13 protein-coding genes are annotated in these 12702 nt (G+C 65.9%); 12 read left to right on the top strand and 1 reads right to left on the bottom strand.

Annotation, left to right across the window (positions count from 1 at the left end; translation table 11 throughout):
* The first annotated feature begins 9 nt into the window (after positions 1-9).
* Both ACI0FO_RS06485 and ACI0FO_RS06480 read left to right on the top strand, forming a co-directional pair.
* Positions 10-780, top strand: a complete 771-nt coding sequence (locus tag ACI0FO_RS06485) for a TatD family hydrolase (protein WP_416025103.1) — start codon at positions 10-12, stop codon at positions 778-780.
* Positions 781-817: 37 nt separating this feature from the next.
* Positions 818-1708 (top strand): ankyrin repeat domain-containing protein, encoded by an 891-nt coding sequence (locus ACI0FO_RS06480; protein WP_416025101.1) that lies wholly within the window; start codon positions 818-820, stop codon positions 1706-1708.
* A 65-nt stretch (positions 1709-1773) separates the two neighbouring features.
* Here ACI0FO_RS06480 and ACI0FO_RS06475 read toward each other — a convergent pair whose 3' ends face one another.
* A complete protein-coding gene (locus tag ACI0FO_RS06475) occupies positions 1774-2472 on the bottom strand; it encodes a GntR family transcriptional regulator (protein WP_416025100.1) in 699 nt (232 codons plus the stop codon).
* 203 nt (positions 2473-2675) lie between these two features.
* Here ACI0FO_RS06475 and ACI0FO_RS06470 point away from each other — a divergent pair, with 203 nt between their 5' ends.
* The 10 genes from ACI0FO_RS06470 to ACI0FO_RS06425 all read left to right on the top strand — a co-directional run bounded on the left by ACI0FO_RS06470 (position 2676) and on the right by ACI0FO_RS06425 (position 12649).
* Entirely contained in the window at positions 2676-3656 is a 981-nt protein-coding gene (locus ACI0FO_RS06470; protein WP_416025098.1) for an aminopeptidase, read from the top strand.
* Positions 3653-4426, top strand: coding sequence for an enoyl-CoA hydratase/isomerase family protein (locus tag ACI0FO_RS06465; protein WP_416025096.1), 774 nt, complete (start codon positions 3653-3655; stop codon positions 4424-4426). The genes ACI0FO_RS06470 and ACI0FO_RS06465 overlap by 4 nt, the downstream gene beginning before the upstream one ends.
* 29 nt (positions 4427-4455) lie before the next feature.
* Entirely contained in the window at positions 4456-5655 is a 1200-nt protein-coding gene (locus tag ACI0FO_RS06460; protein WP_416025095.1) for a CaiB/BaiF CoA transferase family protein, read from the top strand.
* A 119-nt stretch (positions 5656-5774) separates the two neighbouring features.
* Complete coding sequence (locus tag ACI0FO_RS06455) at positions 5775-7016, top strand: ABC transporter substrate-binding protein (protein ID WP_416025093.1); 1242 nt, start codon at positions 5775-5777, stop codon at positions 7014-7016.
* A 24-nt stretch (positions 7017-7040) separates the two neighbouring features.
* A complete protein-coding gene (locus tag ACI0FO_RS06450; RefSeq protein ID WP_416025091.1) occupies positions 7041-7916 on the top strand; it encodes a branched-chain amino acid ABC transporter permease in 876 nt (291 codons plus the stop codon).
* 1 nt (position 7917) lies between these two features.
* Positions 7918-8820, top strand: a complete 903-nt coding sequence (locus ACI0FO_RS06445; RefSeq protein ID WP_199196934.1) for a branched-chain amino acid ABC transporter permease — start codon at positions 7918-7920, stop codon at positions 8818-8820.
* Complete coding sequence (locus ACI0FO_RS06440) at positions 8817-9578, top strand: ABC transporter ATP-binding protein (protein ID WP_416025089.1); 762 nt, start codon at positions 8817-8819, stop codon at positions 9576-9578. The genes ACI0FO_RS06445 and ACI0FO_RS06440 overlap by 4 nt, the downstream gene beginning before the upstream one ends.
* Positions 9575-10306 carry an ABC transporter ATP-binding protein gene (locus ACI0FO_RS06435; protein WP_416025088.1) on the top strand — a complete coding sequence of 244 codons (732 nt, stop codon included), beginning with the start codon at positions 9575-9577 and terminating at the stop codon, positions 10304-10306. Before ACI0FO_RS06440 ends, ACI0FO_RS06435 begins: the two co-directional genes overlap by 4 nt.
* A 51-nt stretch (positions 10307-10357) precedes the next feature.
* A complete protein-coding gene (locus ACI0FO_RS06430) occupies positions 10358-11710 on the top strand; it encodes an amidase (protein WP_416025086.1) in 1353 nt (450 codons plus the stop codon).
* A 198-nt stretch (positions 11711-11908) separates the two neighbouring features.
* Positions 11909-12649 (top strand): IclR family transcriptional regulator, encoded by a 741-nt coding sequence (locus tag ACI0FO_RS06425; RefSeq protein ID WP_416025085.1) that lies wholly within the window; start codon positions 11909-11911, stop codon positions 12647-12649.
* Positions 12650-12702 lie beyond the last annotated feature (53 nt).

The raw sequence follows: 12702 nt of genomic DNA, 5'->3' as shown, positions 1-12702 counted from the left end.
AGTCAAAACATGTACGTCGATTCCCACTGCCATTTGAATTTCCCGGAACTGGCCGCTGATCTGCCGGCCATCCTTGACCGGATGGCCGCCAACCAGGTGACCCACGCGCTGGTCGTCAGCGTCAACATGCCCGAATGGCCCGGCCTGATGGCGCTGGTCGAGCCGCATCGCAATCTGTGGGCTTCGGTGGGCGTGCATCCCGATTACGAAGACACGCCGGACCCCACCCCGGAAGAGCTGGCCCGGCTGTCCGAACATCCGAAGGTCGTGGCCATCGGCGAGACCGGGCTGGATTACTACCGGTTGTCGGAGCCGCTGGATTGGCAGCGCGAACGCTTCCGCCGCCACATCCGCGCCGCCCGCGATACGGGCTTGCCGCTGATCGTTCATACGCGTTCGTCCGCCGAGGACACGGTGCGCATGCTGCAAGAAGAGCGCGCGTCGGAGGTGGGCGGGGTCATGCACTGCTTCACCGAGAATTGGGAAGTGGCGCAAGCTGCGCTGGATCAGAATTTCTACATTTCGCTGTCGGGCATTGTCACGTTCAAGAACGCCCAGGTGGTGCACGAAGTGGCGGCCAAGGTGCCGCTGGACCGTCTGCTGATCGAGACCGACTCGCCGTATCTGGCGCCCGTGCCGTATCGGGGCAAGCTTAACGACCCGTCCAAGGTGATCCATGTGGCCGAAAAGATCGCCGACCTCAGAGGCATCACGGCGGCCGAGGTGGCACAGGCATCTACGGAAAATTTCTTTCGTCTTTTCAAGCAGATAGAGAAATAAGTTAACCCTTTTTATTAATGTGAACGCTAGGATAGCCATGACCGCCCACGCTTCGACCGCTCGTCACGTCCTGTTGTCGCATTGCCGGGGAGCGCTGCTGGCGCTGGCCGTCGGATTGGCGGCGCCTGCGGCGCACGCCGCCAACGCCGGCGATTGGTGGGTCTACGTCGCCAACGACTATCCCAACGACATCAAAGAACTGCTGGCCCAGGGGTCGGATCCCAACGTGCGCTACCAGAACGGCCAGCCCGCATTGATGCGCGCAGTGGTGGACGGCGCCTGGAAGGTGTTCGACGTGATCGCCGCCGACAAGCGCACCGACGTGAATGCCGAGAATCCGGCGGGCGAGACGCCGCTGATGTACCTGGCGATCGCCGGTCAGACCGAGCGGGCGAAACATCTGATTGCACGCGGCGCCCAGGTTAACCGGCTGGGTTGGACGCCGTTGCACTACGCGGCGTCCAAGGGGCAGATGGAGATGGCACGGCTGCTGCTGTCCAGGAAGGCGATCGTTAATGCCCCGGCGCCCGGCGGCGAGACACCGCTGATGATGGCGGCGCTGGGCGGTAACAAAGCGATGGTGGACCTGCTGCTGAAATCGGGCGCCGATGTGACGACGCGCGATTTGAAGGGGCAAAGCGCGGCCGACTGGGCGCGCACCGGCAAGTCGGCCTCTCTGGCGACCGAACTGACGGCGCTGGTGGCCAGCGCCGATGACGCCAAGCGCGCGCGCCGGGCGGCGAATCCGGCCCCCGAAGGCGCGCAGATGGCGCCGGCGCCGCAAGCAGTTACCCCGACGGCGGCGCCTCAGGCGCAGCCCGCGCCCACGCCTGCCCCCGCAGCCGCGTCCGCACCGGCGGCATCGCCCAGCGTGGGCGGCGTGTCGGGCGTGCGGCTGAACAACTACGATACGCCGGCCTCGCCCTGAGGCCCGCCGGCGCGGGCGGCCAGCCAATGCTGGCCGGGCCGCGCCGCCGCGACTGTCGTCGCCGCTTAGATGACGTAGTTCTTATACCGCTCGATATAGTCGCGGGCGCTGGCGTTCAATTCGCGCACGCAGCGCTCGGCTTCGTCGGCATCGCCGCGAACCATCGCGTCCAGCAGGGCGCGGTATTGCTTGATTCCCATTTCTGAGCGGCCCGGCAGCAACGCCACGCGGCGCATCGACACGCGGGTGCGGTCGTAGATGCGCTCGATCATGTCGCTAAGCACGGGGTTGCCCGCCAGCTCTTTGACGTGATTGCGGAATTGTTCAATCGTGGCCACGTGGGCCTCGATGTCGCCGTTTTTCAGGCTTTGCTCGAAAGGCTCGCCCAACAGCGCCTGCATGGCTTCCCAATCGGCGGGCGTCGCATTGGCGATTGCCAGCCGCACCGCTAACCCGTCCAGCGCCTCTCGTACCTGATAAAGGCGATACGTGGTTTCCATGTCAACCAGCGCCACGACCGCGCCCTTGTTGGGCACCCGTTCCACCAGTGCCCGGTCTTCCAGCGTGGCCAGTACTTCACGCGCCTTGGCGCGAGGAATGTCGTAGGCCTGGGCCAGATCCTCTTCGGGCACGCGGGTGCCGGGTAGCAACGCTTGCGAGGCAATGCGTTCGCGCAGGTCGCGAATGACGTCGTGGGTCGAGGCCGTTTTGCGCGGTTCTGTCGGGGCCGCGTCAGAGGGGGGATTGGCGCGTTTTGTGGGCATGAAGGCACCTGGATTAAGTCGCGGCAAGCATAGCATTATTTTGAACTCAAGATTGTGCACAATCAAGAATGCTAAATTGTAAATTGACGTTGACACAATAAAACGCACAAGAATATAGTGACTTCACTTCGTCGTGGCCAACGGCCCGCCGGCAGCCGGTACGCCACACGCGGCACGCCACGCGCGGCATAAAGGGGGAATTCATGCATACCTTGTTGAAACTGAAGAACGCCCGCAAAGTCGTCAGCCAACTGGGCGCCGCCCGGCCCGGCATGGAAGTGCTGGTGCTGTACGACCTGCATACCGACCACAATGTCGAGCCCTTGGCCATCGCCGTCGATGAGGCGGGCGCGGGGTTGAATCTGTTGCAGATCGCCGGCTCCACGCGTCACGGCCGCCAGTTTTCTCCCGTGGTCGCCCAGGCCATGCGGGCAGCGGACCTGGTGATCGCGCTGACTCGCGCCAATGCCGCGCATACGGATGCGCGCCAACAGGCCACCCGTGCCGGTGTGGGCGTCATCGTCCTGCCGGAATCGCATCAGGCCGATTTCTTCCTGGCCGAAGGCTGGGACGCTGACTTCGATGCGTTGCGGCCACAGATAGAAGGCCTGGCCGACGCCCTGACGCGGGCGGACACGGCCCGGGTGACGACCGCGCTGGGCACGGACGTCACGATGAGCATTGCCGGCCGCCGGGGCCGGGCGCTGCACGGTTTCGCCAATACGACCGACATTTCAGCCGGGTATTGCCTGGAGTCCAGTCTGGCGCCGGTGGAAGGGACGGCCGAGGGGGTGATCGTGGTGAACGCCAGCATTCCTGGCGTATCACTGATCCGCGACGAACCGGTGCGCATCTATATCGAGAAAGGGATGGCCGTCGCGATCGAGGGCGGGGCGGTGGCCCGTCAGTTCCGCGACCTGCTGGCCAGTTTCAACGACCCGCTGGTCTACAACCTGGGCGAACTGGGCGTGGGCATGAATCCGCGTTGCGAGCTGGACGGCACCATGCTGTCGGATGAGTCCGTTTACGGATCGATCCAACTGGCGCTGGGTACCAGCGCCTATATCGGCGGCACGGTCAAAGCGGCGGCGCATTACGACACCATTGTCACGGACGCCACGCTGGCCCTGGACGGCCGCGTGGTGCTGCAAGGCACCGAGCTGCGGCTGGAGGAGGCGGCATGAGCATCGATCTGAGCCGTGAGCCGGACGGCGTGGCCACCGTGCTGATGAACCGTCCGGCCAAGCGCAACGCCTTTACGTTGGACATGTACCGGGATTTCGGCCGCGTCATGGGCGAACTGGATGCGGATGATGCCGTGCGTTGCGTGGTGCTGCGCGGCGCGGGCGGCGCTTTTTGCGCAGGCAGCGATATTGCGGGCTTTGGCGATGACCGCGACGGCGTGGCGCAAGCCGCGGACTATGCCGCCTTCACACTGTCCATGACCGACCAGCTGAAGCACTTGCGCCATCCGACGCTGGCCTGCATCGAAGGCGTGTGCGTGGGGGGCGGGTTGGAGTTGGCCGCGTTGTGCGACATCCGGATCGCCGGGCGCGGCAGCCGATACGGCATTCCCGTCAATCGGATCGGCCTGACCGTCGACCACCAGGAATTGGCGGACCTGATCGCGGTTATCGGCGCCACCCGGGCCTTGGAGATCCTGCTGGAAGGCCATGTCTTCGGCGCCGAGGAAGCGATGTCCAAGGGCCTGCTGAGCCGCGTCGTCGATGACGAACACGTCGTTGAACAGGCCTATGCCGCGGCGGCCCGTATCGCCGCCGCCGCGCCGCTGGTGAACCGCTGGCACAAGCGGTTCGTCAGCCAGTTGCGCACCGGCCGCCCGCTGACCGACGCCGAACGCCGCGAGGCCTATGCCTGTTTTGGCACCGAAGATTATCGGCGCGGACGCGAGGCGTTCGCCCGCAAGCAGGTTCCCGAATTTACCGGCCGTTGACCCGGCCACCGACCCCAGACGGATCCGACATGACTCACGCTGCATCCCCCTTGGCCGGCATCAAGATCCTGGATCTGTCCCAGATCATGGCCGGCCCGTATTGCACGATGGTGCTGGCCGACCTGGGCGCCGAAGTGATCAAGGTCGAGAAGACCGGCACGGGCGACGACTCCCGCGAGATGGGCCCCTATGTGAACGGGGAATCCACCTGCTTCGCGCAGATCAACCGCAACAAGCAGGGCATCGCGCTGAACTTGAAAGACCCGGAGGCGCGCGAGGTGCTGTATGCGCTGGCGCGGTGGGCCGACGTGGTGGTCGAGAATTACCGCGTGGGCGTGACCCGGTCTTTGGGTGTGGACTACGAGACGCTTTCAGGGATCAATCCGCGCCTGGTGTATTGCTCGATCTCCGGCTATGGGCAGTCCGGGCCGTATGCGGGCAAGGGCGGCTTCGACCTGGTGGCGCAAGGCATGAGCGGCATCATGAGCATGACGGGCGAACCGGGAGGAAGGCCGCTTAAATCCGGCATTGCCATCTATGACGTGGGCGCGGGGCTGACGGCGGTCTACGCCATCCTGGCCGCCTGCATCCACCAGATGAAGACGGGCGAAGGCCAGCACATCGATATCGCGCTGGCCGAATGCGGCTTGCCGTGGTTCGTGTGGGAGGCCGCGGCCTACTTCGCCGACGGCACCGTGCCGCAGGGCACGGGCAGCCGCCATCGCGTGTCCGCGCCGTACCAGGCGTTCGGCACGCGCCAGGGCTTCATCATGATCGGCGCGGCCAACCAGCGCACCTGGGAACGCCTGTGCGCCGATGTGCTGGAGCGCCCCGAACTGATCACCGACCCGCGCTTCGTCACCAACTCCGACCGGCTGGCGAATATCGCCGAGCTGGAACCCATTCTTGAGGCCGAGTTCGCCCGTGCCGACGCGGCGGAATGGATCGCGCGCTGCGAACGGGCCTCGGTGCCTTGCGGGCCCATCAACGATTTCGGCCAGGCGATGCAAGACCCGCACTATCTGGCCCGCGGCATGGTGCAGGAACTGGACCACCCCGCGCTGGGGGTGATGAAGACCATCGGCATCCCCACCAAGTTCTCGCGGACGCCGGGCGCCTTGCGGACCGCGGCGCCGCTGATGGGCCAGCACACCGACGACGTGCTGCGGCGCTTCGGCGTACCCGAAGACAAGATCGCGGGCATGCGCGCGCGGGGGGTGATCGCGTAGTCCCGACACCCGCAGCAGGCAGTACCGAAGTCGCATCCAAGCTACAGGGGACGCCGGCGTGGCACGCGCCGGCGGCTATTCGAAGTTGAACAACGATGTTCACGCCGCAAGGAACCTTCATGACGCAGCCTACTCATCTTTCCCGACGCGATTTCCTCGCCGCCAGCGCCGCGCTGGCCGCGGCAGGCGCGATGCCCGGCCTGGCCTGGGCGCAGGCCCAGGCGGCTCCGCCGTTCCGATTGGGCGCGCTCAATTCCATCACTGGCGTTGGCGGGCCGTATGGCCCCGCCATGCTGGAGGCTATCAAGATCGCCATTGCGGAAGTGAACGCCGCGGGCGGCGCGGCAGGCCGGCAGATTCAGCTGTACGCCGAAGACGACCAGACCAAACCCGATGCCGCCGTATTGGCGGTGAAGAAGCTCATCGAAATCAACAAGGCCGAAGCGGTAGTGGGCATCTGGCCGTCGTCGGTGGGCCTGGCCGCCATGCCGATCACGAATGCGGCGGGGCTCATCACCATGAATACCTGCGGCGCGCCCGAGATGCTGACCGAGAACAAGCAGGGGCTGGCGTGGATGTTCCAGGCGTCCAATGCCGTGTTTGGCCGCGCCTTCGCCGAAGTGGCGCGCCAGCGCGGCTTCAAGCGGCCGGCGGTGATGGCGTTCAACAATTCCACCTTTGTCGGGCAGGCCAACTATTTCCGCGACGCGTGGCGGGAGAAGGGCGGGGACGTCAGCGCGTTCACGGTCTACGAGCCCAACCAGACCACGTACCGCACCGAACTGAACAAGGTGCTGGCGTCCAAACCCGATGTGATTTCGCTAAGCGCGTACCGGCCCGACGCCACCATCATCCTGAAGGAATGGTTCCAGACCGGGCAGGACTGCAAATTCATCATGCCGGGTTGGACCGCCAATGAAGACCTGGTCAAGGCGCTGGGCAAAGAGGCGACGGAAGGCATCATTTCGATCTCGAACGTGGCGGCGCACGAGCATCAGGCGTACAAGCGCTTTGCCGCCGAATTCCGCAAGCGCACGAAGCGCGAGCCGGATATTTTCGCGTCGCAGTCCTACGACATGGTGATCACGCTGGCCCTGGCCATCGAGGCGGCGGGCGCCCGCGCGGATGTGGCGGCCATCAACGGCAAGATCCGCGCGGTGACCGGGGCGGGCGGCGGCGAAAAAGTCAGCGGCTTTGCTCAGGGGCAGGCGTTGTTGCGCGCCGGCAAGCCGGTGGATTACGACGGCGCCTCTTCGCGGCTGGACTTCGGCAAGCAGGGCGAGACCGTGCCCGATTTCGGCGTGTTCGACATCCGCGACGGCAAGCTGGTGCTTAACGAAGTCATCGCCGGCAAGGTCTGACGGCCATTCCAAGGGGAACATAAGATGGATGCAATCACCGTCATCAACGCCGGGATCAACGGCGTTGTGATCGGGATGCTGCTGGCGTTGCCGGCACTGGCGATTACGCTGGTGTTCGGCATTGCCCGCTTTCCCAACGCCGCCAGCGGCGACTACATGACGCTGGGAGCCTATACGGCCGTTTTCACCCAGGCGCTGGCCGGCGGGTCCATGCTGGCGGGCGGCCTGGCCGCCGTCGCGGCGACCACCGCCGTCAGCCTTTTTTTCTATGCCTGGGTGTTCCGGCCGCTGGAGTCCCGGTCCAACGTGTCCCGGCTGATTGCTTCAATCGGCGTCGCGTTCGCCTTGCGCAGCACGATCACCTTCTTCGCCGGGCAAGACCAGTACACCTTTGACCTTCCCCTGACCCGGGCGTGGAACTTCGGCGGCGTGCGGATCCTGCCGACCGACGTCACTATCGTAGGCATCGCCGTGGCGGCGCTGGCGTTGGTCTTCGCCCTGATGCACATGACGCCGACCGGGCGCCGCATGCGGGCCGTGGCCGACAACCCCGAGCTGGCGGCGGCCAGCGGCATCCGCGGACGGCGCGTGATGGTCACGCTGTGGAGCATCGCCGGGGCCTATTGCGGCCTGGGCGGCGTGCTGCTGGGTGTGAAAGCGGTGGTGATTCCCGAGTTGGGATGGGAATTGTTGATGCCCATGTTCGCGGCGGTGATCCTGGGCGGGATCGGCAATCCGGTGGGCGCCATCGTCGGGATCATGGTGTTCAGCATTGCCCAGGAAGTCGCCAGCCTGGTGGTGGGGCCGGCCTACAAGATCGTCTTCGCGTTCGCGGTGCTGTTGTGCGTGCTGCTGCTGCGTCCCCAGGGTATTTTCGGCCGGCCGATGGCGGCGAGGTGACATGATGGAAGCCTATCTGATTGCAATCGCCATCGGGATCCTGATCTACATGCTGCTGGCCTTCGGCCTGTCGCTGCACTATGGGTTCACCGGGTTGATCAACTTCGGCCACGTCGGCTTTTTCGCGATCGGCGCGTACACGTCGGCCCTGCTGTCGTTAAAAGGTGTGCCGGTGCCGGTGTCCATGGCTGCGGCCGCCGCGTTCGCGGCCTTGGCGGCCTATCCGCTGGGCATGATCGCGTTGCGCCTGGGCAGCGACTACCTGGCCATCGTGACCCTGGGGTTCTCTGAATCCGTGCGCATGGTCTTGCAGACCGAAGAATGGCTGACGCGCGGCATGCACGGCTTGCCCGGCATCCCACGTCTGTTCGCGGGCTGGGCGTCGCCGCAAACCGTGGACCTGTGGATCATGGTGCTGCTGTTGGCCGTGAACGCGGGCGCGTTGCTGCTGATCCATCTGGTGATCCGCAGCCCCTTCGGACGCGTCATCGAAGCGGTGCGCGACAACGAGGTTGCCGTTCGCGCCCTGGGCAAGGACCCGGCCAAGTTCAAAACGCGGTCACTGATGCTGGGGGCGGGGCTGGCCGGGCTGGCCGGCGCGTTCCAGGCGCACTACCTGACCTTCATCAGCCCCGAGCAGTTCGTGCCGCTGATCACGTTCTATATATGGATCGCCATCATCCTGGGCGGTGTCGGGCGCTTGAGCGGCGTCGTGGCCGGAACGGTGCTGCTGGTCGGATTCCTGGAAGGGTCGCGTTTCGTGCGGGACTTCGTGGGGGGCATCTCGGAAGTCCAGATGGCCAGTGTACGAATCGGCATCATCGGCATCGCGCTTATCTGCGTGGTGCTGTATCGGCCGCAGGGCTTGTTCGGCAATACCTCCACACGCAGGAGAAAGGCATGACGCTGCTTTCCATCACCGGCCTAAGCGCCAGTTTCGGCGGCTTCAAGGCCCTGGACGACGTGACGGTCGAAGTCCGCAGGGGCGAGTTGGTCGGGGTGATCGGAACCAACGGCGCGGGCAAGAGCACGCTGTTTTCAGTGGTCACCGGATACATCCCGCCCACCACGGGGTCCGTGCGGTTCGCGGACGAAGACATCACCGGCGTGGCCGTGCACCAACGCGTGCGCCGCGGCTTGGCGCGCACGTTCCAGGTGCCGCGCGAATTCAGCCAATTGACGGTCTTTGACAACATGATGGCGGCGGCGCCCGACCAGCGCGGCGAAAAGCTGGCGGCGTTGGTCTTCGCGCGCCGCGAAGTGGCCCGCGAAGAGGCGCGCAACGCCGAACGCGTGCACGAACTGCTGGCGTTCCTGAACCTGTCGCGGGTGGCTGACGAGCCGGCCGGCAAGTTGTCGGGCGGCCAGAAGAAACTGCTGGAATTGGGCCGGCTGCTGATGCTGGAGCCACGCTGCATCCTGCTGGACGAGCCGTTTGCAGGCGTCAACCCGGTGCTGATCGAGGAGCTGTCCGCGCGCATCGTGGAATTGAATCAGCGTGGCCTGACGGTGGCGATCATCGAACACAACCTGGATGAATTGGCGCGGATCGTGCCCCGCATGTACGTGATGGACCGGGGGCGCGTCATCGCAGAGGGCGCGCCGGACAGCGTGCTGGCCAACGAGCGCGTGCGCGAAGCCTACATGGGAGGGGTGATATGAGTTTGCTCGTCATGCAGGGCTTGTCCGGCGGCTATGCCGAGGTGGACATCGTCAGCGGCATCGACATGACCGTGGCGGCCAACGAGATCGTCACCATCGCCGGCACCAACGGCGCGGGCAAGTCCACGCTGGTCAAGGCGGTGATGGGGCTGTTGCCGCGCATCGCGGGCGCGATGGCGTTCGACGGCCGGAACTTGCTGGCGCTGCCCGTCGAGGAACGCGTGCGCATTGGCATTTCTTACGTGCCCCAGGTTCGCAACGTGTTCGGCGCCCTGACCGTGCTGGAGAACCTGCAGGTGGTCGAGCATGTGCAGGGCCGCGATCAGCGCATCCGCGACATGTTCGACCTGTTTCCCGCCCTGGCCGGACGCCGCAAGACACATGCCGAAAACCTGTCGGGCGGCGAACGCCAGCAGCTGGCGTTCGCCAGGGCGCTGATGTCTTCACCGCGTCTGATGGTGCTGGACGAGCCCTCGGCCGCGCTGTCGCCGGCGTTGACCGAGCAGGTGTTCGCCGAGGTGCGCCGCTTGCCGCAGATTGGCGTGGCCGTGCTGATGGTGGAGCAGCGCGCGCGCCAGGCGCTGGCGTTCAGCGACCGCGGCTACATCCTGGATTCGGGCCGCATCGTGCTGACCGACACCGGGCAGGCGCTGCTGGCCAATCAGCACATGAGCGATTTGTACATCGGGCGGGGCGGCCAGCCGACCGATGTCCGCCCGCCGGCCTGAGGCGGCCGTGCCGTAGCCCGCCACCCTTAATCTTTATCCAGGAGCCGCACCTTGCCCACTTCCGACACGATTGACCGCCCGGCGTCCGCCGTGCGCCGCCCTGCGCCCGGCGCCATTGCCGCCTTGACCGCCACCGAGGGGCTGGCCGCGCTTGCGCAGGGCAGTTTGACTTGCGAGGCCTGGGCGCGCGCCTGCCTGGACCGGATCGACGAACGCAACGCCGGCGTCCAGGCCTGGGTGCGGGTGGATGCCGACGGTGCGCTGGCGCGGGCCCGCGAATGGGACCGCCACGGCCGCCAGCGCTTGCTGGACGGCGTGCCACTCGGCATCAAAGACACGATCGACACCGCCGACATGCCCACCGAGCTGGGCGATCCGGAGATCTTTCCGGGGCGCCAACCCCAGGCCGATGCGCCGGTCGTGGCGCAAGCGCATGCGCTGGGCTTCAACGTCCTGGGCAAAAACACGGTGTCGCGGCACGCCATCATGCTGCCCGGGCCCGCGCGCAATCCGCACGATCTGAGCCGCACGCCCGCCGCATCGTCCGCAGGCTCCGCCGCCGCGGTCGCCGACTTCATGACGCCGCTGTCCATCGGCACGCAGACCGCCGGATCCATCCTGCGGCCATCCGCCTTTTGCGGCGCGGTAGGGTTCAAGCCCACGCTGGATGCCATTCCCTACGTCGGCATCCGCCGCTACTCGCGGGTGTTGGACGTGATCGGGCCGATCTCCCGCAGCGTGGACGATGCGGCGCTGTTCATGCGCGCCTTCACGGGAGACCCGCGCTACGACGCGAGCCTGCCGCTGCGGACGGATTTCCGGGCAGGCGTGTGGCGTCCTAAAGATTGGGCCGATACCGAACCCTGCATGCGCGAGCGCTTCGAGGCGAACCTGCGTGCATTGTCCGCGGCGGGCGTGACGGTGACCGAGCTGGCCATGCCCGCGGCGTTCGAGACGATGGGCGAGGCGCAGGACGTGATCATGGCCTACGACCTGGCCCGCGAGTACGCGGCGCTCAAGCGCGATCACGCCGCCTTGTGCGATCCCGGCCTGATCGACTATCTGACCTTCGGCGAAGGATTGTCGGCGGACGATTACGCCGGCGCCCTGGACGCGGCCGACGCCTGCCGGCGGGCGTTCTACGACGCCGCGAGAGACGTCGATGCGGTGGTCATGCCGTCCACGCTGGGGGAAGCTCCGCCCGCCAGCAGCACCGGCAGCTCGGCATTCATCCGCATCTGGTCGCTATTGCACAACCCATCGATCACGTTGCCGGTGGCGCGCGGACCCAACGGCTTGCCGCTGGGATTCCAGATGGTGGGCTTCGTCAAGGAGGACGCCCGGCTGCTGTACTGGGCCCGTTGCGCCGAACGCATCCTGGGATCGACAGCGCATCAGGCCTGAAACCGGTCACCGGCCCCCTGCGGGGTATCGTCCGACGCCGTTCGCCGGCCATGTCGGGCTGTTTGGCGCCTTCGGGCGCCATTTTTTCATCATCAAATTCGGGGTTTTCCCTGTTATTTCTCAATAGTCGGGAATTGAAAGCGGGTATTTCGCCGAAAGTTGATAATCTCAGCGCCATATTGATTGGAGTTGAGAGTGATGTCGGATCCCTCGGTGGGGGCAGGCGCGGATCGCGTCCTTTATGTGCTGGCCACCTTGGCCAGGCACGACGGCACCCTGTCCATCGCCGCGCTAGCCGAGAAAACCGGCCTGGCCCAAAGCACGCTGTACCGTCAGGTGGCGTTGCTGAAGCGGTGGGGGTTCGTGGCCGAACACGAGGGCGAATATGGTCCGGGGCCGCTGTCCGTGCAACTGGCTTGGGGCTTTGACCAGTCGTCCTTCCTGATCCACGAAGCGCAGCCCGACATGGCCGCGTTGGCCGCCACCTCCGGGGAAACCATCGGCTTGCTGGTGGCCGTCAAGGACCAGGCTGTCTGCCTGGACATGGTGGAAAGCCAGCACCCGTTGCGTTGCTCGTTCACCAAGGGCCGAGGCCTGCCGCTGGCGCGCGGCGCTTCGGCGAAATCCCTGTTGGCGTTCATGCCGCAGGCGCGCTTACAGACCGCGCTGGGCTATCTGGCCGCCGAAGCCGGCGTGGATGCCGGCCGCCTGGCCGATGAACTGGAAACGATCCGGGCCCAAGGCTATGCCGTGACCGACAGCGAAGTCGATGCCGGCGTCTGGGGCGTCAGCGTGCCCATCTTCCAGCGCCCCAACCAGGCGGTGGCCTCCATCACGCTGATGGCGCCCTCCACGCGCGCCGCGCAGCGTCCCCAGGCGCTGATCGATCTGACCGTTGGCGCCGCCCGGCGCATTTCCGACCGTTTGAAGGCGCACTGACCGGGCGTTTGCCGGCTTGCGCCGTGTTCTTGAATTCCACGCTGTACCGCTTC

This window comes from Achromobacter marplatensis (assembly GCF_049060505.1).
Taxonomy (GTDB): domain Bacteria; phylum Pseudomonadota; class Gammaproteobacteria; order Burkholderiales; family Burkholderiaceae_B; genus Achromobacter; species Achromobacter marplatensis_A.
Note: the sequence above shows the minus strand (reverse complement) of the source record. Positions and strands in the feature narration are given on the sequence as shown.

Coding starts and splice junctions, on each gene's coding strand:
- ACI0FO_RS06485 (WP_416025103.1), top strand. CDS start 10: ATGTACGTCGATTCCCACTGCCATTTGAATTTCCCGGAACTGGCCGCT.
- ACI0FO_RS06435 (WP_416025088.1), top strand. CDS start 9,575: ATGAGTTTGCTCGTCATGCAGGGCTTGTCCGGCGGCTATGCCGAGGTG.
- ACI0FO_RS06465 (WP_416025096.1), top strand. CDS start 3,653: ATGAGCATCGATCTGAGCCGTGAGCCGGACGGCGTGGCCACCGTGCTG.
- ACI0FO_RS06475 (WP_416025100.1), bottom strand. CDS start 2,472: ATGCCCACAAAACGCGCCAATCCCCCCTCTGACGCGGCCCCGACAGAA.
- ACI0FO_RS06480 (WP_416025101.1), top strand. CDS start 818: ATGACCGCCCACGCTTCGACCGCTCGTCACGTCCTGTTGTCGCATTGC.
- ACI0FO_RS06425 (WP_416025085.1), top strand. CDS start 11,909: ATGTCGGATCCCTCGGTGGGGGCAGGCGCGGATCGCGTCCTTTATGTG.
- ACI0FO_RS06470 (WP_416025098.1), top strand. CDS start 2,676: ATGCATACCTTGTTGAAACTGAAGAACGCCCGCAAAGTCGTCAGCCAA.
- ACI0FO_RS06455 (WP_416025093.1), top strand. CDS start 5,775: ATGACGCAGCCTACTCATCTTTCCCGACGCGATTTCCTCGCCGCCAGC.
- ACI0FO_RS06445 (WP_199196934.1), top strand. CDS start 7,918: ATGATGGAAGCCTATCTGATTGCAATCGCCATCGGGATCCTGATCTAC.
- ACI0FO_RS06450 (WP_416025091.1), top strand. CDS start 7,041: ATGGATGCAATCACCGTCATCAACGCCGGGATCAACGGCGTTGTGATC.
- ACI0FO_RS06460 (WP_416025095.1), top strand. CDS start 4,456: ATGACTCACGCTGCATCCCCCTTGGCCGGCATCAAGATCCTGGATCTG.
- ACI0FO_RS06440 (WP_416025089.1), top strand. CDS start 8,817: ATGACGCTGCTTTCCATCACCGGCCTAAGCGCCAGTTTCGGCGGCTTC.